The sequence below is a fragment of the Streptomyces sp. G45 genome, from assembly GCF_049542095.1.
GTDB lineage: Bacteria > Actinomycetota > Actinomycetes > Streptomycetales > Streptomycetaceae > Streptomyces.
Genome location: NZ_JBMUZU010000001.1, coordinates 389,129 through 407,140 on the forward strand (window position 1 = coordinate 389,129; position 18,012 = coordinate 407,140).

Below are 18,012 nucleotides of genomic sequence, written 5' to 3' on the forward strand. Positions count from 1 at the left end.
TGTCCCTCGCGGGGCCCTTCGCTCTTTGGGGCCGTCCCACCTTCACCGCTGTCCGGCGCCGGGGGCGGTACGGACACGCTTCGGCTCCCGTATGGCGCACAGGACACGGCCGCCCCGGTCAGGCCTCCGCCTCGGCGGCGGTGGCCGCCGCGCGGCGGCGCGGCAGGCTCAGCCGCGCCGATACGAGCCCGGCCATGGCGACCAGGGCCCACAGTGCCCACGGCCCGAACGCGTACACGGCGCCGCCGATCAGCGGTGCGGCGCCCGTGCCGGTCGTGTACGCGACGCCGTGCAGGCCCTGGTAGCGCCCGACCAGGTGCGGCGGGGCCAGACTGCCCAAGTAGGCCTGGGAGATGGAGCTGGTCATCATCTCGCCGAACGACCAGATCAGCACCGTTGCCGCCAGCGGGACCATGCCGCTCATGAACCCGGTCAGCGCGAGGCCGACGCCGGTGACCAGGTTGCCGACGGCCAGGACGTACTCCGGCCGGTACCGGGCGACCGCGCCGGTGATGGGCAGTTCGAGCGCGAGGACCAGCAGGCCGTTGAGGCCGATGAGGAGGCCGAAGTCCCGTTCGCTCAGGCCGACGTCACTGACGTGCAGGGGCAGCCCGACGGTGGACTGGATGTACACGAACTCGGCGAACACCGTCATCAGCAGGAAGCGCATCAGGGTGCGGTCGGCGAGGACCTGCCGGTAGCCCACCCGCTCTCGCGCCGGTGCGCCCGTCTCGCCCCGGCCATCCCGCGCCTTGGTTTCGTCCCGCAGCAGTACGCCCACGACCACGCCGAACAGCAGGCACGTGGCGGCGTTGCCCAGGAACAGCCCGACGTAGGAGGTGCTGGCCAGCACCCCGCCGATGACGCCGCCCAGGGCCGCCCCGACGTTCATGGCGAAGCGGAACACCCCGAAGGCGGCCAGCCGCTGCTGGTTGGTCGCCGCCACGGAGTCGAGGAGCACCGCGGCCGCGGCGGGCCGGTAGACCTGGGAGGTAACACCGATGAGGCCGACCACGGTGACGATGAGCGGCAGCGGCCCGAGCGACGGCATGGCCGCCGTCAGGGCGGCGGTGCTCACGGAGGACAGCACGATGGTCCAGCGGCGGCCGACCCTGTCGGTGAGGTGGCCGCCGACGGCGTTGCCCAGCACCTTCCCCACGCCGGACGCGCCGAGGACGAGCCCCGCGGCACCGGCGGAGTAGCCGCGGTCGGTCAGGTAGAGCACGATGAACACGGGCAGGAAGTTGCCGACCTGGTTGACCAGGATGCCGAGGCTGATCGCCCACACCCGGCCCGGCAGTCCGCGCAGCGCGTCGCGGAACCGCTGCTCGTCGACGCCCGACGGGTCCTTCGCCGTCGCCCTCATGGACGGGCTCCGTCCGTACGCGATGTGCCGGGCTCCGTTCGTACACGGATCGCCGCGGCGAGGCGTCGGCCGTGCGCGATGGCCTCGGCGGCAGTGGCGCCGCGGGCGACGACGTGGCCGACCTTGTCCTCGTTCCAGGTCAGCGGCGGCACCTCGGCGCCCGGCGCCACCCCCACCCGGACGTCGACGCACGCCGGGTCCGCGCGCACGGCGTCGACGCCGGTCACCTCCACCACCCGGCCGGGCGGCGGCGTGAGGAACCGGACGGCGGCTCCGCCCCGGGGCGCGGGCGGCGCGGTCAGCGGCTCCAGCGCGCCGAACGGCACGCCCAGTGCGTGGCGTTCCATGTCGACGCCGTAGACGGCCTCGGTCAGGTCGTTGATGCGGTCGCCGCCGACGCGGTTGTGGGACTCGACGATCCGCGGGCCGCGCGAGGTCAGCTTGACCTCGGTGTGCCCGGGGCCGTCGTGCAGGCCCACCGCGTCCAGGAAGTGCGCCACCAGGCGCGTCACTTCGCGCAGCGTCCCGGCCGGGCAGGTGCTGGGCTGCGCGTGCCCCAGTTCGACGAAGCCGGGGCCGCCGCACTCCTTGTCGGTGACGGCGACGACCACGTGCCGCCCGCCGGAGGACAGCGTCTCCACGCTGATCTCCGGCCCGTCGAGGAACTCCTCCATGAGGAACTCCTCGAAGGAGTCGGCGCCCGCCAGGTCCCCGATCGCCCAGCGCCCGTCGTCGAGCGCCCGGAACCGTCCGGCGACCGCGTCCACGTCGGCCAGGTCGCGGAGGAGGAACACCCCGAGGCTGCCCGACTCCCGGAGCGGCTTGACGACGACCGGAAGCCCGTGCGCGGCGACGAACTCCCGGACGTCCCGCGTGGACCGGCCGACCGCGGCGGCCACCGGGCTGAGGCCCTTGGCGGCCAGGTGCTGACGCATCCGCCACTTGTCCAGGAGGAGTTCCACGGTGGCGACGGAGGTGCCGCCGAGGCCCAGCGCCTCGTTGATCCGCGCCGCGGGCAGCAGCCCCAGCTCGAACAGCGACACGGCCCCCTGGAGCGGGTGCGCCGCGTGCAGCGCCCGCACCAGCGGCAGCAGCCGGTCGACGTCGCCGTAGTCGAGGAGCAGCGCCTGGTCGACGTACGGCGCAAGGGCGGGGTCGTACGCGTCGGGGTACTGGGCGTGCACCACCTCAAGGCCGAGGTCGTGGGCCTTGCGCACCTGGTCGGGCCTGCCGCCGACGAGCAGGACACGGGGCCGCCCCGTGGGGGTGGCCGGTGGACCGGTGGATACAGCGTCGTCGGACACGGTGGCTCCCTCTCGCTCTGTCACGGCACGCGTCCGACAGCGCCGCGGGGCCTCGGGCCACGGCGGCCGTGCGGTCGGACCGTGGATCACGCTAGGACGGGTTCCGGACGATCCACTGCCGGAACCGGCGGCGGCCGCCTAGTCTGGGCGCGTGCCTTCCGACCTGAGCCCCACCGCGCGGGCGCTGCGCACCATGGAGATCCTTCAGAACCGCCCCGGCGCGACCGCGGACGAGCTGGCCGCGGCGCTGGGCGTCACGGAGCGGGCCGCGCGCCGGTACGTCGGGATCCTCCGGGAGGCGGGCATCCCCATCGCGTCGAACCGCGGCCCCTACGGCGGGTACCGGCTGGGGCGCGGGACGCGGCTGCCGCCGGTGGTGTTCACCGAACCGGAGGCGCTGGCGCTGGTGATGGCGGCGCTCGACGACGCCGACGACCTCGTGGGCACGGCCCTGAACAAGGTCATCCGCGCGCTTCCGGAGCGCGTCGGCCAGCAGGCGGCGACGCTGCGCGACCACGCGGCGGCGGCACCCGACCCGCACTCGGTGCGCCCCGACCCGGCCATCACCAGCGCGCTGGTCGCGGCGTCCGCGGCCCGTCGAAGCGTGCGGGTGGCGTACCGCAGCGAGGCGGGCCGGGAGGCGGAGCGGGAGGTGGACCCGTGGGCGGTGGTGATCCGCCAGGGGCGCTGGTACCTGCTGTGCCGCTCCCACCGCACGGGCGCGATCCGCACCTACCGCGTCGACCGGATCGGCGCGGTTCACCAGACGGACCGCGCCTTCGACCCGCCCGACGGCCTCGACCCGGTGGCGGCGCTGGAGGAGAACCTGGGCTCGGGCTGGGAGTTCCGCACCCGCGTGGTGTTCGACGCTCCCCTGTCCGAGGTGGCGCCGTGGGTCAGGCCCCCCATGGGCCGCCTTGAGGCGCTGGGCGACGGGTGCGTCCTGGTCGGCACCACGGGCACGCCGGACATGTACGCGGAGAAGTGGCTGGCCAGGATGCCGTTCGGGTTCCGCGTCGAGGGCGGCCCCGAACTCCGGGCGGCGGTGGCGGCGGTGGGCGCGCGCTTCACGGCGGCGGTCGAGGCACCCGAGCCCTAGCGCCGGGCGCGCGACCCGGCGTCACGTCTGCCGCTCGGCGTCCTTCCGCCCCCGCAGCGTGCCGACGGCCTTCAGGGTGCGCACCGCCGCGTTCTTCAGGGCGGGGTGGCCGCGCAGCAGCCGATGGGCCGCGCGCACCGGCTCCCGGCGCAGCCAGTGCGCGGCGGCGCCCACGCCGACCGTGCGCAGGGCCCCTTCGTGGACGAGCAGGTCGCCCGTCTTGAAGGAGTTCTTGTACGCCGCCTCGCCCCGGCCGAAGTCGAAGAGGCGGATGCCGGACTCGGCGGCGGCCTCGATCATCCGCAGGTAGAGGACGCGGCCGGGTGAGTACGCGGCGAGGGAGCGGTCGTAGGAGGGGAACCAGCAGGAGAAGACCGTGCGGGAGCGCAGGCCGAAGTGGGCGGCGACGGGCCGGTCGGCGGCGTAGAGCACCGAGAGGGTGCCGGAGCAGTCCGGCGTGCCGGTCGCCGCCAACTGGTCGACGAGCTGGGCGATCCAGGGCCTGGCGAAGGGGTCCCGGCGGCCGGTGCGCCGGTAGTGGTCGGACTTCCACGCGATGAGCGTGCGCAGGGCGGCGGGGTCGCGCTCGTCGTAGACGAAGCGCACCGGGCCGAGGTTGCGGCCCATGCGGCGCTCCTGCGCGCGGGCGGACTTCAGGAAGCCGCGGGCGTGCGCGCGCAGGTGGTTCTCGTAGTGCGCGAAGCCCTCCGAGAGGTCGATGACGGGTGAGGCGAACTGGCCGGTGGCGTACGGCAGGAAGAGGTCCTGGCCGTCTTCGAGGTGGTTGAACTCCCAGGCGTTCAGGTCGCAGGCGCGCATCAGCTGGCGCGGGTCCAGGAGCACGTCGGGGTGCAGGACCGCGCCCTGGCAGTCGGAGACGCCGAGGCCGAGTGCCCGGCCGTGGCCCCAGGGGCTGCGCTGGTAGGGGAAGTAGCCGACCGGCGTGCCGCGGTGGCGCAGGACGGCCACGCGCGTGTCGGGGCGCGTCCGGCCGACCGCGCGGCTGAACTGCGCGCTCATGAAGGGGTTGGCCGTGGTCACGGTCGCGGCCCGCAGTTCGCTCCACAGGCCGAGGTCCGCGCCGGTCAGCTCGTCCGGGTGCACGATGTCGATGCGTGGTGTGATCATGCGTGTCCTGTTCGCGGGGCGGGTGCGGCGCCTCGTCACGGCGCTCGCCCGCCGTGCTGCGGCGGGGGCCGGTGGGCCGCCGGTTCATCGTCCCCGAGAACCGCGCCGTCCCGGACCGCGACAGGGGACGTCCGTCGGGCGAACGTTCGGGCGAAGTCTCACAGGCACGGGTGACAGGGCCTTGCGGGCGCGGGCCAGGAGCCGCCTCGTCGCCCCGCCGCCCGGCCGCGTCCGCCGCCGCCCAGAACCACCCGGTCCCCGGTCAAGCCTTCTTGACCACGCTGGACTTCAGCTGCATGGCGCCGAACCCGTCGATCCTGCAGTCGATGTCATGGCCGTCGACTCCGTCGACGAGGCGGATGCCGCGCACCTTGGTACCGGCCTTGATGCCCGAGGGGCTGCCCTTCACCTTGAGCGCCTTGACGACGACCACGGCGTCGCCGTCCTTGAGGACGTTGCCGACGGCGTCCTTGACCACCCGCTCGCCCACGGCGCCCTCGTCCCCCGCGGCCTGCTCGGCGGGAACCCACTCGTGCGCGCACTCCGGGCACACCACGAGGGCGTTCATCTCGTAGGTGTACTCGCACGAGCACTTCGGGCAGGGAGGGAGGTGTTCGCTCACAGGTGCGGGCCTTTCTCGGTCTCCGGGACCCCCGCACGGTAGCTGCCGTCTATCGGAATTGCGAATTTTTGCAATTGGTTACATGCTGTGGTGGCTGTGCCCGCTGATCTTCCGGTAGCCGTCACGGGCACAGCGCCATCAGCTGTGTCTGCCCTCGGGTGGGGGCTCCGTCGGGGTCAGGCAAGGAGTGTCAGGGCGTGTCCGTTCCGCTGTACCAGGCCAAGGCCGAGTTCTTCCGGATGCTGGGACATCCCGTACGGATCCGGGTCCTTGAGCTCCTCCAGGACGGGCCGACACCGGTGCGGGAACTGCTCGCCGCCATCGGGATAGAGCCGTCGGCGCTGTCGCAGCAGCTCGCGGTGTTGCGCCGCTCGGGCATCGTGCGCTCCGCGCGCGAGGGCTCCTCCGTCGTCTACGAGCTGGCGGGCGGGGACGTGGCGGACCTGATGCGGGCCGCGCGCCGCATCCTCACCGAGATGCTCGCCGGGCAGGGCGAACTCCTGGCGGAGCTGCGCGAGGCCGAGGTCGCCGCGCGGTGAGCACCCTCATCAGCCGAGCCGCGCGCTCGGCTCGTGCCCTGCTGCCCGCCCGCGCCGACCTCGCGGACGCCCGCCGCGACCCGCGGCGCGACCTGCTCGCCGGGCTCACCGTCACGATCGTGGCGCTGCCGCTCGCGCTGGGCTTCGGCGTCTCCCCGGCCTCGGCGCGGCGGCGGGCCTCACGACGGCGGTGGTCGCGGGCGCGCTCGCCGCGGTCTTCGGCGGATCGAACCTCCAGGTGTCCGGCCCGACCGGCGCGATGACCGTGGTCCTCGTCCCGATCGCCGACCGGTACGGGGCGACCGGGGTGCTGACCGTGGGGCTGCTGGCGGGCGTGATGCTGGTCGCGCTCGCCGTGCTGCGGGCCGGGCGGTCCATGAGCCATGTGCCCGCGCCCGTCGTCGAGGGCTTCACCCTGGGCATCGCGTGCGTGATCGGCCTCCAGCAGGTGCCGAACGCCCTGGGCGTGGCCGGGCCCGAGGGCGACGGGGTGCTCAAGGTGGCCTGGCGGGCGTTCGAGGAGTTCGTGACGGCGCCGAACTGGACCGCCGTGGGGATCGCCGTCGCGGTCGCGGCGGTGACGCTCGTCGGCGCCCGCTGGCGGCCCGCGGTCCCGTTCTCCCTCGTCGCCGTCATCGCCGCCACGGCCGTCGCCCAGTTCGCGGACCTGGACGCGGCCCGGCCCATCGGGGAGCTGCCCTCCGGTCTGCCCGTGCCGTCGCTGTCCTTCCTCGACGCGGGCGCGCTCGGCTCGCTGCTCGTGCCCGCCGTGGCCGTGGCCGCGCTCGCCGCGCTGGAGTCGCTGCTGTCCGCGTCGGTGGCCGACGGCATGACGGCGGGGCAGCGGCACGACCCGGACCGCGAGCTGTTCGGGCAAGGCGTCGCGAACATCGCCGCGCCGCTCTTCGGGGGCGTGCCGGCCACCGGCGCGATCGCCCGCACCGCGGTCAACGTCCGCGCCGGTGCCCGCTCCCGGCTCGCCGCGCTCGTCCACGCCGTCGTCCTCGCCGTGATCGTCTTCGCCGCCGCGCCGCTGGTGTCCCGGATCCCCCTCGCGGCGCTCGCGGGCGTGCTCCTGGCCACCGCGGTCCGCATGGTCGAGGTCGCCTCGCTCCGGGCCATGGCCAGGGCGACGCGTTCGGACGCGCTCGTCCTCGCGCTGACCGCCGTGGCCACCCTCGCCCTCGACCTGGTGTACGCGGTGCTCATCGGCCTGGCGGTCGCCGGGGCGCTCGCGCTGCGGGCCGTCGCCCAGCAGGCGCGCCTTGAGCGGGTGCCCCTGGAGCGGGGGGAGCACAGCGCCGAGGAGCACGCGCTGCTCTCCGAGCACATCGTCGCCTACCGCATGGAGGGGCCGCTGTTCTTCGCCGCCGCCCAGCGCTTCCTCAGGGAGCTGGGCGAAGTCCCCGACGTGCGGGCCGTCGTGCTGCGCATGGCGCGGGTGAGCACCGTGGACGCCACCGGCGCGCTGGCCCTCAAGCACGCCGTCCAGCAGCTCCACCGGCGCGGCATCGCCGTGCTGACCTCCGGCATCCGAGCGGACCACTGGCGGGTCCTGGACTCCGTGGGCGCGGGTGAGCTGCTGCGCCAGGAGGGCCGCTCGTACGCCACCACTCCCGAGGCCGTTCGCGGCGCCCGGGACCACCTGGAGCGCGACGGCGTCCTGCCCGCCCTCCCCGCCACGAGGCCGACCGGCGCCGTCGGCAAGGAAGCAGTGCGATGACGAACGTCCCGTTGCGGATGACCGAGATCTCCGGCGCCGAGGCGCTGTGGCTCCTGGAGGGCAGCAGCCTGGGGCGGCTCGTCTACGTGCGCCGGGAGCTGCCCGTGGTCCGCCCGGCCCGGCACCTGTGGGGCGTGGGCCGTCTGATCGTACGCAGCCCGGTCCAGGCCGCCGCGGTGCCCGCGACCGCGACGTACCACGTGGACGAGTTCGGCGCGGCGGCGGGCACCGGCTGGAGCGTCACCGCCTCCGGCCCGACCGAGGTCATCACCGACCCCGACGAGGCCGCCTCCTACCGGCGCGCCCTGCCCGCCGTGACGCACGGCCCGCACGACACCGTCGTCCGGATCCGGCCGCAGACCGTGGCCGGATTCCGCCTGACCCGCGCGGAGGGCTGAGCCGACCGTGCCCGTCTCCCCGCACCTGGACGCCCTCCCCTACCGCCACGTCCTGACGGTGCCGACGGCGCCGTCCGCCGTGCGCATGGCCCGCGAGACCGCGGAGCTGGCCCTGACCGAGTGGGGCATCAGCCTGCGCCACCCCACGGTCGGACCGGCCCTGCTGATCCTCAGCGAGCTGGTGACCAACGCCGTCCGGCACACCGTCCTGTCCCCGCAGACCACCGTCGTCTACGCGGCCGGGCAGGACTGCCTGGCCTTCGCCGTCCACGACCGGCACCCCTACCAGCCGCCGCTGTACGGGGCGGCCACGGGCGCCGGAACGAGCGGCCTGGCCACCGTCATGGAGCTCACCCTGGAACTCGGCGGCACCGCCGCCGTCCGCACTGACGCCGACGGCAAGGGCAAGTCCATCTGGATAACGTTGCCCCTCTGACCCCCCTCTGACCCTCCTCTGGTCCCCCCTTCCGCCCGCGACGGCGCGGGCCGCCCGGCACCTCGTACAAGAAAGTCCAGGACCCCCATATGACGATCGAATGGCGCTACACCATCGAGCAGGACCTCGGCATCCTCTCCGTGGCCGGGCACCTGGGCCAGCAGGCCGCGCACCGGTTCAGCGGTGCGGTCGGCTGGGCGCTGGCCCGCGGCGAGGGCCCCGTCATCGTCGACCTGACCGAGCTGCGCGGCTGGTCCACCGAGGGGCAGCTGGCCATCATGGACGCGGCGCGGCGCCTCGCGGACGCCGGGCGGGCCCTGGAGCTGGCCGCGATCCCCGCCGACGGCTCCCTCGTGCCCGACCCCGCGTGCCCGCACATCACCGTCCACTGCGACCTGCCCACGGCCCTGGCCGCGCACCGCCCCCACGGCGCCGCCGCCAGCGGCCAGGACGACGGGGCGGCACACGAGGGGCAGCAGTGGCGTACCACCGGGTGGCCCGCCGAGTAGCGGACGGCATTGCTAACCTCAGCAGGTTGTTCGTTCCGCGCCGCTGGGCCCGGTCCGCCGTCGCGGCCCGGGAAAGACGGCGGCGTGCGTGTGGAATGGGTGGAAGCGATGCGCCAAGAGCCGGTCCCGGCGGCCGTTCTGGCCGGGGCGGGGGAAGTGATGGCAGCGTGAGTACGCCGCTGTACCAGCTGAAGGCGGAGTTCTTCAAGACGCTCGGCCACCCGGCCCGCATCCGCGTCCTGGAGCTCCTGAGCGAACGCGAGCACGCGGTCGCCGAGATGCTCCCCGAGGTCGGCATCGAACCCGCCCACCTCTCCCAGCAGCTGGCGGTCCTGCGCCGGGCCAACCTCGTCGTCACCCGCAAAGAGGGCTCGACCGTCTACTACTCCCTGACCAGCCCCCACGTGGCGGAACTCCTGCGCGTCGCCCGGACCATCCTCTCCGGGGTCCTCGCCGGTCAAGCCGAACTCCTGGCCGACCTCCAGGCCGCGCAGGGCGACGGCAGGCCGCCGGGCTGACCCCGGGAAGACCGCCCGCGCCCGCGGGCTGCGGAAAACGTCCAGATGTGCCGCACGTGGCACCGCTGTGCGTGCGTGGCACCGCTAGCATGCGCGCCATGCCTGTCCTGCGCGGCTCCTGCGTGATCGATCAACGGCGGCTGTCCTTCCTGGACTTCGGCGGGCCGGGGCGTGCGGTCCTCGCGCTCCACGGGCACTTCCACGAGGCGTCGGTGTTCGGCCCGCTGGCCGAGGCGCTGGCGCCGCGCTGGCGGGTGATCGCCCTGGACCAGCGCGGGCACGGCGAATCGGAGCGCGCGCCGACCTACCAACGGGCCGACTACGTCGCCGACATCGCCGCCTTCCACCACCACCTGGGGCTCGGCCCGGTGCCGGTCATCGGCCACTCCATGGGCGGCGTGAACGCCTACCAGTACGCCGCGCGGCACGCGGACCGGGTCACGGCGCTCGTCGTGGAGGACGTCGGCGCCGTGGTCGACGCCGACTGGTCGTTCGCGGCGGGCCTGCCCCGCCGGGCGCCCACCCGTGAGGCGCTGGCCTCGGCCATCGGCGCGATGGCGCCCTACCTCGAGTGCTCCTTCCGCCAGGCCGACGACGGCTGGCGGTGCGCCTTCGACATCGACGACACGGTCCTGTCCCACCAGGCCCTCAGCGGCGACCACTGGAGCGACTGGGAGTCGGTGGCCTGCCCGACCCTGCTCATCCGGGGCACGGACAGCCCGGTCCTCACCCACGACCACGCCCGGGAGATGATCACCCGCCACTCCGGCCCCGCCCGCCTCGCCGAACTCCCCGCCGGACACGTCGTGCACCAGGACGCCCCGGCCGAGTACGCCACCACGGTGCGTGCCTTCCTGTCCGAGCAGCCGACGCCGTAGTCCCCGGTGGCGCGCGCCCGGAGAACGTGAGCGGCGCGGCGATGAGTTTCCGGCCGCGCGGGGGTCACAGCCCGTGAGTGCGCGGGTGGGTCCACTCGCCCGGATCTGAAGGACCTGAAGGAGACGCATGGCCAAGCTCATCTACTCGATGGTCACCTCGCTCGACGGGTACGCCAAGGCGGCGGACGGGGACCTCGGCTCCGGACTCGACGACCCGGAGGTGCACACCTTCGTCAACGACCTCTTCCGGCCCGTTGGCACCTACCTCTACGGCCGCCGCATGTACGAGACGATGGTCTACTGGGAGACCGCGCACACCCAGCCGGACCAGCCGCCGCACGTCCTGCGGTACGCCCGCGACTGGCAGGCGGCGGAGAAGGTCGTGTACTCGACGACGCTGGAGTCGGTGTCCAGCGCGAGGACCAGGATCGAGCGGGCCTTCGACCCGGACGCGGTGCGCAAGCTCAAGGCGGAGGCCGATCGCGACCTCACCGTCGACGGCCCGAACCTGGCGGCCCAGGCGATCGCGGCCGGTCTGGTGGACGAGTACCACCTGTTCATCACCTAGCGCGTGGTCGGCGGCGGCACGCGGTTCTTCCCCGAGGGCGTGCGCCTCGAACTCGACCTGGTCGAGGAGCGCGCCTTCGACTGCGGGCTGCTCTACGCGCACTACCGGGCCCGCTGAGCCGCGCCCGGCCGGTCGCGCCCTCCGACGGCCGTGCCGGGTGCCGCACGCCCCTCCCCTCCTTCTTGAGTTCCCCCTTGTCAAGTTTGTGTTGTCGCGCTATATAAAGAAACCGTAGGGCGTCACCAGGAGAACGTACCTGGAAGGAGAGACCCGTGATGCTCATGCGTACTGACGCGTTCCGTGAACTGGACCGGCTGGCCCAGCAGATGCTGGGGACCGCCGCACATCCGGCCGTGATGCCGATGGACGCCTACCGGACCGGCGACGAGCTGGTCGCGCACTTCGACCTGCCCGGCGTCGACCCGGACACCATCGACCTGGACGTCGAGCGCAATGTCCTCACCGTGCGCGCCGAGCGCCGCTCCCCCGCCCCCGAGGGCGCCGAGACCATCGCGTCCGAGCGGCCCGCCGGTGTCCACACCCGGCAGCTCATCCTCGGCGACACCCTGGACACCGACGCGATCCAGGCCACGTACGAGGCGGGCGTCCTGACGGTGCGCCTCCCGGTCTCGGAGCAGGCCAAGCCGCGCAAGATCAAGATCGGTGGCGGAGCGGACACCACCCGCCAGATCACCCGCTGACCACGCGAGCGGCGAGCACCACGCGGCGGACCCGCCCCCCGGCTCCCGCCCCGCGCCCCCTCAAGGCGAGCCAAGCGCCGCCGGGGCGGGCCACGCCGCGTCAGCCGCCGCGCAGTCACCACCAGTCACCACCAGTCCCCGCCGGTCCCCGCTGTTCCCCTCGGCCCGTACCGGTCGGCATGGGCCGTCGTCGGGCGGCCTCGGTGGTCGGGGACGGTCGGGCATCCACGAGAAAGGCAGTCGCAGTACCGATGGTTCAGTCGCTGGGAGCGCAGGTGTCCACGGAGTGCCGGACCGGTGAGCCGGGCGGTGTGTCCTTCCGCGCCCTGTTGGAGACCGTGCGCTACGAGGGCGCGTACCCCACGCGGGAGCGCGCCGAGGCCGTCACGCGCGACGTCCTGGCCGCGCTGGGGCGCCAGTTGGTCGCAGACGAGCGGGTCGACCTGGCCCGCGCCCTGCCCGAGGAGGCCGCGCGTGTGCTCGTCGCTCAGGTGCCCGCCACCGAGACCCTCACCGCCTGGGGGTTCGTGAAGGACTTCGCCGCGCGCACGGGCGGCACCCCGGCGACCGCCCGCTGGGACATCGGCGCCGTTCTGCCCGCCGTCGCGCGCATCGCCGGGCCCGCGCTCACGGCCCGGGTCCTCGCGCAGCTGCCCGAGGGGTACGCGCTGCTCTTCGGACAGGTGGAACTGCCGGTCCCGCGGGCGGAGTCGGAGCCGGGGCCGGTGGCGCAGGCCGCGTGAAGGCCGGGGCCCCGGCGTGACGACGCGGCTGGCGCGGCGCCCCGAGGGCGCCGCGCCAGCCGCGTACCCAGGCCGCGTACCCAGGCCGCGTACCCAGGCCGCGTACCCAGGCCGCGTACCCAGGCCGCGTACCCAGGCCGCGTACCGAGGCCGCGTACCGAGGCCGTGTGTCGGGGTCAGCCGCGTACGGGAGTGACGCGGATCGGCGGCAGCGCCCGCAGGCAGGACGTGTCGCCCGGCTCGCCGGTGCGGATGAAGTGCGCGGAGACACCGGTGACGCAGCCGCTCGGCTCCTGCTCGGGCACGTGCCCCACGTTGCGGACGGAGAAGAAGCGGCTGTCGCGGAACTGCCGGGCCGCCTTCCGGCCGTTCGCGTCGGGCGTGTTGGCGTCGAGGTCGCCGGAGAGGACGAGGACCGGCACGTCGGGCAGCGCGGGGGTGGTCGGCTGCGGGCGCGGCGTGTGCGCGCGGGGCCAGCCGATGCACACGTCGCCGCCGTCCGTGTTCCCCTCTGTGAAGCCCTTCGCGCTGAACGCCCCGTACTCGCCGGGGCGCGTGGCGGCCAGCGCGGCGCGGTACTGCCGCCACCGCTCGGACCTGGACGCCTGCGTCGACCAGGCGCGGCGGTAGTCGTTGCAGACGACCGCGATGTACGGCGCCTGGTCCGCCTTGCTGCCGTTCCCGCCCTCCTTCTGGACCAGCTTCCGCAGCGGCTCGGTGTCGCCGTGGACGAAGCGGTCCAGGGCGTGCGGCAGCTGGCCGAGCAGCGAGGGCTGGTGCGGTGCGAGGCCGACCTCGCTGCTGGCGGCCTCGAAGGCCAGGTTGGCGAGCTTGGCCTCGGTGAACTTCTTCTTGTAGACGCCGTGCCGGGTGGTGATGGGGACGGTGAGGGGCCGCGTCCGCAGCCGTGCGGCCACGGTGGCCAGGTCCTTGACGGCCTGCTTCCCGTCGCACCCGACCGGCACCCCGCGCTCGCAGATCCGGCGCAGGGACAGCGACACCGCCTGCGCGCTGGGCCGCACCAGGGGGTCGAACGCGAGGGGGTAGGCCCCGGAGAGCACGATGTCGCGCACGCGCTGGGGGTGCCGGGAGGCGTAGACCGGCATCAGGTAGGTGCCGTACGACATCCCGTACAAGGTGAGTCGGGAGACGCCCAGCCGGGCGCGGACGGCGTCGATGTCGTCGGCGGTGGCCGCCGAGGTGTACGCCGCGACCCTCGGCCCGAGGGTGCGGGCGCACCGCTCGACGGCCGCCCGCTGCTGGGCCCGGGTGCCGAAGCGGTACTCGGCGTCGGTGACCCCGCACGGGATCCGCTGCGAGGCGCCGGTGCCGCGCGGGTCCACCAGGAGCAGATCGCGGTCCTTGAGCAGCCCCCGCATGCCCATGGCGTAGAGGGTGGCCTTGCTGATCGCCGTCTCGCCCGGGCCGCCGGGGTTGACGGCGACGGTGCCCCGGGCCGGGCCGGGCGCGCGGTGGCGTACGACCGCGTAACTCACCCTGACCGTGCCGAGCTCCGGCTTGCCCGCCACCAGCGGGCGCCGCACCTGACCGCAGTCGACGCGGTGTCCGTCCACCGTGGGACACCAAGTGGGGGCCGCCGGGGCGGTGGCGGCGGGGCCGCTCCCGGGCGCCGGCCGCGGCCGCGGTCGCTGCCGGAAGTGCCGAGGCCAGCACCGCCATCGTGGTCACCGCGAGTCCCGCGCGCCGCGCTGTGCCCTGGTACGTCATCGTCCGCTCCTTCGCCTTCGGCCCCCTGGTCGGTGGGGGCCGTTCCTCCGTTGCGGGCACCACGGTGCGGGACGCGCGGCACAGGCACGGCAGAGCGATGGCAAAACCGTGTAAGAAGCGCTCTGGCTCAAAGAGTTCGCCGACGGGCGCCCCGGTCCCCCGTTCCGCGATCAAGCCGATAGCCTCCGTACGCATGACCGATCTCCAGACTCCTGAGCAGGTCGTGGGCGGGGTTCCCAGACCGTCGACCCGTCGCGTCCTGTGGCTGGCCGCGGGCGGCACCGCGGCGTTACTCCTCGCCGACCTCGGCACCCGCGCCGTCAACCACTACCACCGCATACCGTCGATACGCCGGTTGGTGAACGTCGACGTCGAGGCCAACCTGGCCACCTGGTGGAACAGCACCCTGCTGCTCGCCGTGGCGGGCATGGCGCTGATCGCGGCGCTGCTCAGCGGGCGCGGCGCCCGCCCGGGGCGGCTGTCCTGGCTGGGGCTCGCCGCCGCGACCGCGCTGCTGAGCGTCGACGAGACGGTCTCGCTGCACGAGCGCCTCGGCGAGGTCGGCAAGTCGTGGAAGGAGTGGGCCGGGGGTTCGCTGCCCACGCACGCCTGGGTGCTGCCCGGTGCGCTGCTCGCGGTGGCGGGCACCGTGTGCGCCGTGCTGTGGGCCCGGAAGCTGCCGCGTGACCTGCGGTACGGGCTGCTCGGCGCGCTGGGGGTGTATCTGGGCGGGGCGCTGCTGACCGAGGCGTTCAACGGCTGGGCGCTGGAACACGGGCACAGCACCGTCCTCATGCTGGGCACGCTCGTGGAGGAGGGCCTGGAGATGAGCGGCTGCCTCGTCGCCCTCGCCTTCCTCGGCCGCTATGTGGTGCTGGACCGCGACCCGGAATCCGGGCGCGCGGCGGTCCGGCTGCGGGACGGTTAGGCGCACCGCCGTTCGAGCCGGGCGCCGCCACGGGCCTGATAAAACCACGCGCAAAGCATGCGGGGAATCCCGGAGATGGGTGACCGTGCGCCTACGGCCAGTCCGGATTCCATGGGTGATCGGCGTGAATAGGGCGGCGACGACGGTTTACTCGCTGGTTTTACTTGACGGTAATTTGCCGGGGCGAACACGGGCTTCAGGGGCGGTCAGACGCGAGCGGGCAGCGCTCCACCAGCACATTCGCACGCGAAGTGGCGTAGACCATACCCCCGACACCGGGGCCCGTCAACGGCTTGCCCCGCCATTCCGACGCGAGTAGATTCCCCCGCCAAGCACCGCCGGAATTGCCGTCGTTGCACATGCTGAAATCCTCGCGTTGCACATGGTGAAATGGTCTCAAATAGCAGGACGGAGGATGGCGGAACCGGGACGTCCTATGCTTCGCTGAGACCGAGCCGAGCCAGAACCATGAGCACCGGGCAGAGCGCACGGCGATGCCGCCGTGCGCTGCCTTCTTTTTTCTCTTTCTTCGCGGGGGAGGGTTCGTGTTAGCTGTGCACACGCATGGGCGGCGTTTACGCATCACGCGTTCTTCGCGTGCCGCCTGCGCGCTGTGCCGACAAGCGACGGCGTGCCCGGAAGCGGAATCCACGGCGGAGGACGACGTCCGGCGGCGGGACGAGCGGCTGTTACGGATGGCTTTCGTCATTTCCAGCAGCGGGGACTGGATCTTCCGGTTCGCGTTACCCGTCCTGGTGCTTCAACTCACTGGCTCCGCGGTCTCGACCGCGCTGACGTACGCCGTCGAATTCATTCCCTTCGTGGTCATCGGACTGTTCAGCGGAGTCGTCGCCGACCGGGCCGACCGGCGGCAGTTGATGATCGCCTGCGATGTGGCGTCCGCGGCGGTCGTCGCCGGAATCGGCGTGCTCTGCCTGGTCCACCCGCCACCGGGTCTGGTGATGGCGGCGGCCTTCCTGCTGGGGTGCGTCCGGCCGTTCTCGTTCCCGGCGTTCCAGGGGTTCATCAGCGAGCGGGTCGCCGGGCACCGGCGGGCCGCGGTGAACGCCTGGGTCCAGGGGGCGGACGGCACCCTCGCCATGCTGGGCCCGGTCGCCGGGGTCGCGGTCGTGACGCTGCTCGGGCCGACCGCCGCGAGCTTCGTGAACGCCGCGTCGTTCGCCGCCTCCGCGCTGCTGATCGCGGCCACGGCCGTCGTCGCGGCGGGCCAGCGGCTGCGGGCGTCGTTCGCGGCGGCCTGCCGCTCCCTCGTCCCGGACGCGGTCGCGGCGCTGCGCATGGTGGTCACGCAGCGCGCGCTGCTGTGGGCCACCGTCCTGCTGACCCTCGCCAACTTCACCTTCCCCGCCGCGGCGGCCAACCTCGTCTACATCGTGGCCGGGCCCGACGGGAACGTCCCCGCCTCCCTCGCGGTCGTCGCGGCGGCCCAAGGCCTCGGCGCCGTCCTGGGCGCGGCCGCGGCGCCCCTGCTGCTGCGGCGGTTCTCCGCGGGCGCGCTCATGGGCGCCGCCATGGGCGTGAAGGTCCTCGCCCTGACGCTGCCCGCCCTGTGGCCCGGCGTCGGCGCGCTCACCGCCTGCTGGTTCGTCGTCGGCACGACGACCTCCACGTTCATCGTGCCGTGGCGGACCTACCGGCAGGGCGCCGTCGACCCGGAATTCCTCGGCCGGGTGGTGGGGCTGCAACGCGCCATTCCGTTCGCCGCCGTACCGGTCAGTTCACTGCTCGGCAGTTGGCTGGTCGTGGAGTTCGGTGTCGCCGCCTTGTTCACGGCCATCGCGGCCCTTCAGTTTCTCGTCTGGCTCGGTACTCGTTTCTCGCCATTGGGGAGATCCGAGGCCGCTCCCGCCGAAGTGGCGCGAGCGCCGGTAATTCCCGCGCCGCAGCCGAGTCGGACCGGCGGGAATTGACTCGAATCCGGTCTGCCCGAACGAGTCGCACTGTTACCATCCACATTCACTGCGTCATTCCCGGTCACGGAAAGGTGTGGGGCATATGCCATTATCCTTCGAGGGCAGCGGAACGGTGCTGGCACAGCGGGAGCACTTCACGGACTCGGGCTATCTCGTCCTGCCGGGTCTGCTGCCCGCCGCGCTGCTCGACCGGCTCGTACCCGAAGTGGACCGGTGGGTGGACGACGGGCTGCGGTCCCGCTCGATCGCCGCCTGCGTCGATCCGGGCGCCGACGGCGATCCGCCGCCCGTGATGGAGCTGGAACTGCCCGCGCACGGCGAACTCCTCACCCACGAGCCCCTGTTGCAGATCATCGCGGACCTTCTGGGCGCCCCCTTCGTCTTCCACCACCTGCACAGCGACCGGCACAACCCCGGCGCGCCCGGCAAGCCGTGGCACCACGACCACGAGCCCAACGACACGGGCGACCGCGACCTGGTGATGGTGCACGCGCTGCACTACCTCGGCGGGCTCGACGGCACGGTCGGCACCCTCACCGTGGTCCCCGGCTCCCACCGCGAGCCCTGGAGCAAGTCGGCGCTGGCCCACCTGGGCACCGACCCGCTGCCCGGCGAGGTGGTCATCGACACGCTGCCGCCGGGCTCCACCGTGGTCATCAACTCCGCGCTGCTGCACGCCCGCAGGCCCGCGCCGAGCCCGCCAGGCGCCCTACCGCGCTACTTCGTGGACGCCTCATACTGCCAGACCGGGGCGCGCTGGCGGCCCGTGAAGCCGTACTGGCGGCACATGCTCGCCACGGCCCGCGCCCGCGACCTCGGCGGCGGACGGTGGCCGGAGCTGTTCGCGGAGCGGCACTTCACCGAGTACGCCCGATCGGCATGAGCGATCC

The 18,012-nt window shown here is 73.6% G+C and carries 17 protein-coding genes and 2 pseudogenes; 14 read left to right on the forward strand and 5 right to left on the reverse strand.

Going from position 1 to position 18,012, the window contains the following annotated elements; all coding sequences use genetic code 11:
• Positions 1–118: 118 nt before the first annotated feature.
• On the reverse strand, positions 119–1,366 hold the full coding sequence (locus ACOBQU_RS01745; RefSeq protein ID WP_423623944.1) for an MFS transporter: 1,248 nt from the start codon (positions 1,364–1,366) through the stop codon (positions 119–121).
• Complete coding sequence (locus ACOBQU_RS01750; protein WP_423623945.1) at positions 1,363–2,670, reverse strand: ATP-grasp domain-containing protein; 1,308 nt, start codon at positions 2,668–2,670, stop codon at positions 1,363–1,365. The genes ACOBQU_RS01745 and ACOBQU_RS01750 overlap by 4 nt, the downstream gene beginning before the upstream one ends.
• 151 nt (positions 2,671–2,821) lie before the next feature.
• On the opposite strand from ACOBQU_RS01750, the gene ACOBQU_RS01755 reads away from it, so the two are divergent.
• A complete protein-coding gene (locus ACOBQU_RS01755) occupies positions 2,822–3,769 on the forward strand; it encodes a helix-turn-helix transcriptional regulator (RefSeq protein ID WP_423623947.1) in 948 nt (315 codons plus the stop codon).
• Between the two features lie 21 nt (positions 3,770–3,790).
• Here ACOBQU_RS01755 and ACOBQU_RS01760 read toward each other — a convergent pair whose 3' ends face one another.
• Positions 3,791–4,897 (reverse strand): GNAT family N-acetyltransferase, encoded by a 1,107-nt coding sequence (locus ACOBQU_RS01760; RefSeq protein ID WP_423623949.1) that lies wholly within the window; start codon positions 4,895–4,897, stop codon positions 3,791–3,793.
• Between the two features lie 262 nt (positions 4,898–5,159).
• The gene (locus ACOBQU_RS01765; RefSeq protein ID WP_423623951.1) at positions 5,160–5,519 is read right to left on the reverse strand and encodes a zinc ribbon domain-containing protein YjdM; all 360 of its coding nucleotides are present in this window, start codon (positions 5,517–5,519) and stop codon (positions 5,160–5,162) included.
• Positions 5,520–5,716: 197 nt separating this feature from the next.
• Between ACOBQU_RS01765 and ACOBQU_RS01770 the strand changes: the two genes are divergently transcribed.
• The 10 genes and pseudogenes from ACOBQU_RS01770 (at position 5,717) to ACOBQU_RS01815 (ending at position 12,532) form a co-directional block, all read left to right on the forward strand.
• On the forward strand, positions 5,717–6,058 hold the full coding sequence (locus tag ACOBQU_RS01770) for an ArsR/SmtB family transcription factor (protein WP_423623953.1): 342 nt from the start codon (positions 5,717–5,719) through the stop codon (positions 6,056–6,058).
• Positions 6,055–7,781: pseudogene (locus ACOBQU_RS01775) on the forward strand (SulP family inorganic anion transporter). The gene ACOBQU_RS01770 and the pseudogene ACOBQU_RS01775 overlap by 4 nt, the downstream one beginning before the upstream one ends.
• The gene (locus tag ACOBQU_RS01780) at positions 7,778–8,179 is read left to right on the forward strand and encodes a pyridoxamine 5'-phosphate oxidase family protein (RefSeq protein WP_423623955.1); all 402 of its coding nucleotides are present in this window, start codon (positions 7,778–7,780) and stop codon (positions 8,177–8,179) included. Before ACOBQU_RS01775 ends, ACOBQU_RS01780 begins: the two are co-directional and overlap by 4 nt.
• Positions 8,180–8,264: 85 nt before the next feature.
• On the forward strand, positions 8,265–8,615 hold the full coding sequence (locus tag ACOBQU_RS01785; protein ID WP_423634196.1) for an ATP-binding protein: 351 nt from the start codon (positions 8,265–8,267) through the stop codon (positions 8,613–8,615).
• Positions 8,616–8,704: 89 nt separating this feature from the next.
• Complete coding sequence (locus tag ACOBQU_RS01790; RefSeq protein ID WP_423623957.1) at positions 8,705–9,124, forward strand: STAS domain-containing protein; 420 nt, start codon at positions 8,705–8,707, stop codon at positions 9,122–9,124.
• Between the two features lie 167 nt (positions 9,125–9,291).
• The gene (locus ACOBQU_RS01795) at positions 9,292–9,642 is read left to right on the forward strand and encodes an ArsR/SmtB family transcription factor (RefSeq protein ID WP_423623959.1); all 351 of its coding nucleotides are present in this window, start codon (positions 9,292–9,294) and stop codon (positions 9,640–9,642) included.
• Between the two features lie 98 nt (positions 9,643–9,740).
• A complete protein-coding gene (locus tag ACOBQU_RS01800; RefSeq protein WP_423623961.1) occupies positions 9,741–10,520 on the forward strand; it encodes an alpha/beta fold hydrolase in 780 nt (259 codons plus the stop codon).
• A 127-nt stretch (positions 10,521–10,647) separates the two neighbouring features.
• Positions 10,648–11,205 (forward strand): annotated as a pseudogene (locus ACOBQU_RS01805) (dihydrofolate reductase family protein).
• Positions 11,206–11,363: 158 nt separating this feature from the next.
• A complete protein-coding gene (locus ACOBQU_RS01810) occupies positions 11,364–11,789 on the forward strand; it encodes an Hsp20/alpha crystallin family protein (RefSeq protein ID WP_423623962.1) in 426 nt (141 codons plus the stop codon).
• A gap of 251 nt (positions 11,790–12,040) precedes the next feature.
• Positions 12,041–12,532, forward strand: coding sequence for a DUF2267 domain-containing protein (locus ACOBQU_RS01815; protein WP_423623964.1), 492 nt, complete (start codon positions 12,041–12,043; stop codon positions 12,530–12,532).
• Positions 12,533–12,708: 176 nt separating this feature from the next.
• Here the strand turns inward: ACOBQU_RS01815 and ACOBQU_RS01820 are convergent, their stop codons facing one another.
• Positions 12,709–14,106, reverse strand: coding sequence for an alpha/beta fold hydrolase (locus ACOBQU_RS01820; RefSeq protein WP_423623966.1), 1,398 nt, complete (start codon positions 14,104–14,106; stop codon positions 12,709–12,711).
• Positions 14,107–14,453: 347 nt separating this feature from the next.
• Here ACOBQU_RS01820 and ACOBQU_RS01825 point away from each other — a divergent pair, with 347 nt between their 5' ends.
• The 3 genes from ACOBQU_RS01825 (at position 14,454) to ACOBQU_RS01835 (ending at position 18,005) form a co-directional block, all read left to right on the forward strand.
• Complete coding sequence (locus ACOBQU_RS01825) at positions 14,454–15,188, forward strand: hypothetical protein (RefSeq protein WP_423623968.1); 735 nt, start codon at positions 14,454–14,456, stop codon at positions 15,186–15,188.
• A 695-nt stretch (positions 15,189–15,883) separates the two neighbouring features.
• Positions 15,884–17,119, forward strand: a complete 1,236-nt coding sequence (locus ACOBQU_RS01830) for an MFS transporter (RefSeq protein ID WP_423623970.1) — start codon at positions 15,884–15,886, stop codon at positions 17,117–17,119.
• Positions 17,120–17,204: 85 nt separating this feature from the next.
• A complete protein-coding gene (locus ACOBQU_RS01835) occupies positions 17,205–18,005 on the forward strand; it encodes a phytanoyl-CoA dioxygenase family protein (protein WP_423623971.1) in 801 nt (266 codons plus the stop codon).
• The last annotated feature ends 7 nt before the right edge of the window (positions 18,006–18,012 follow it).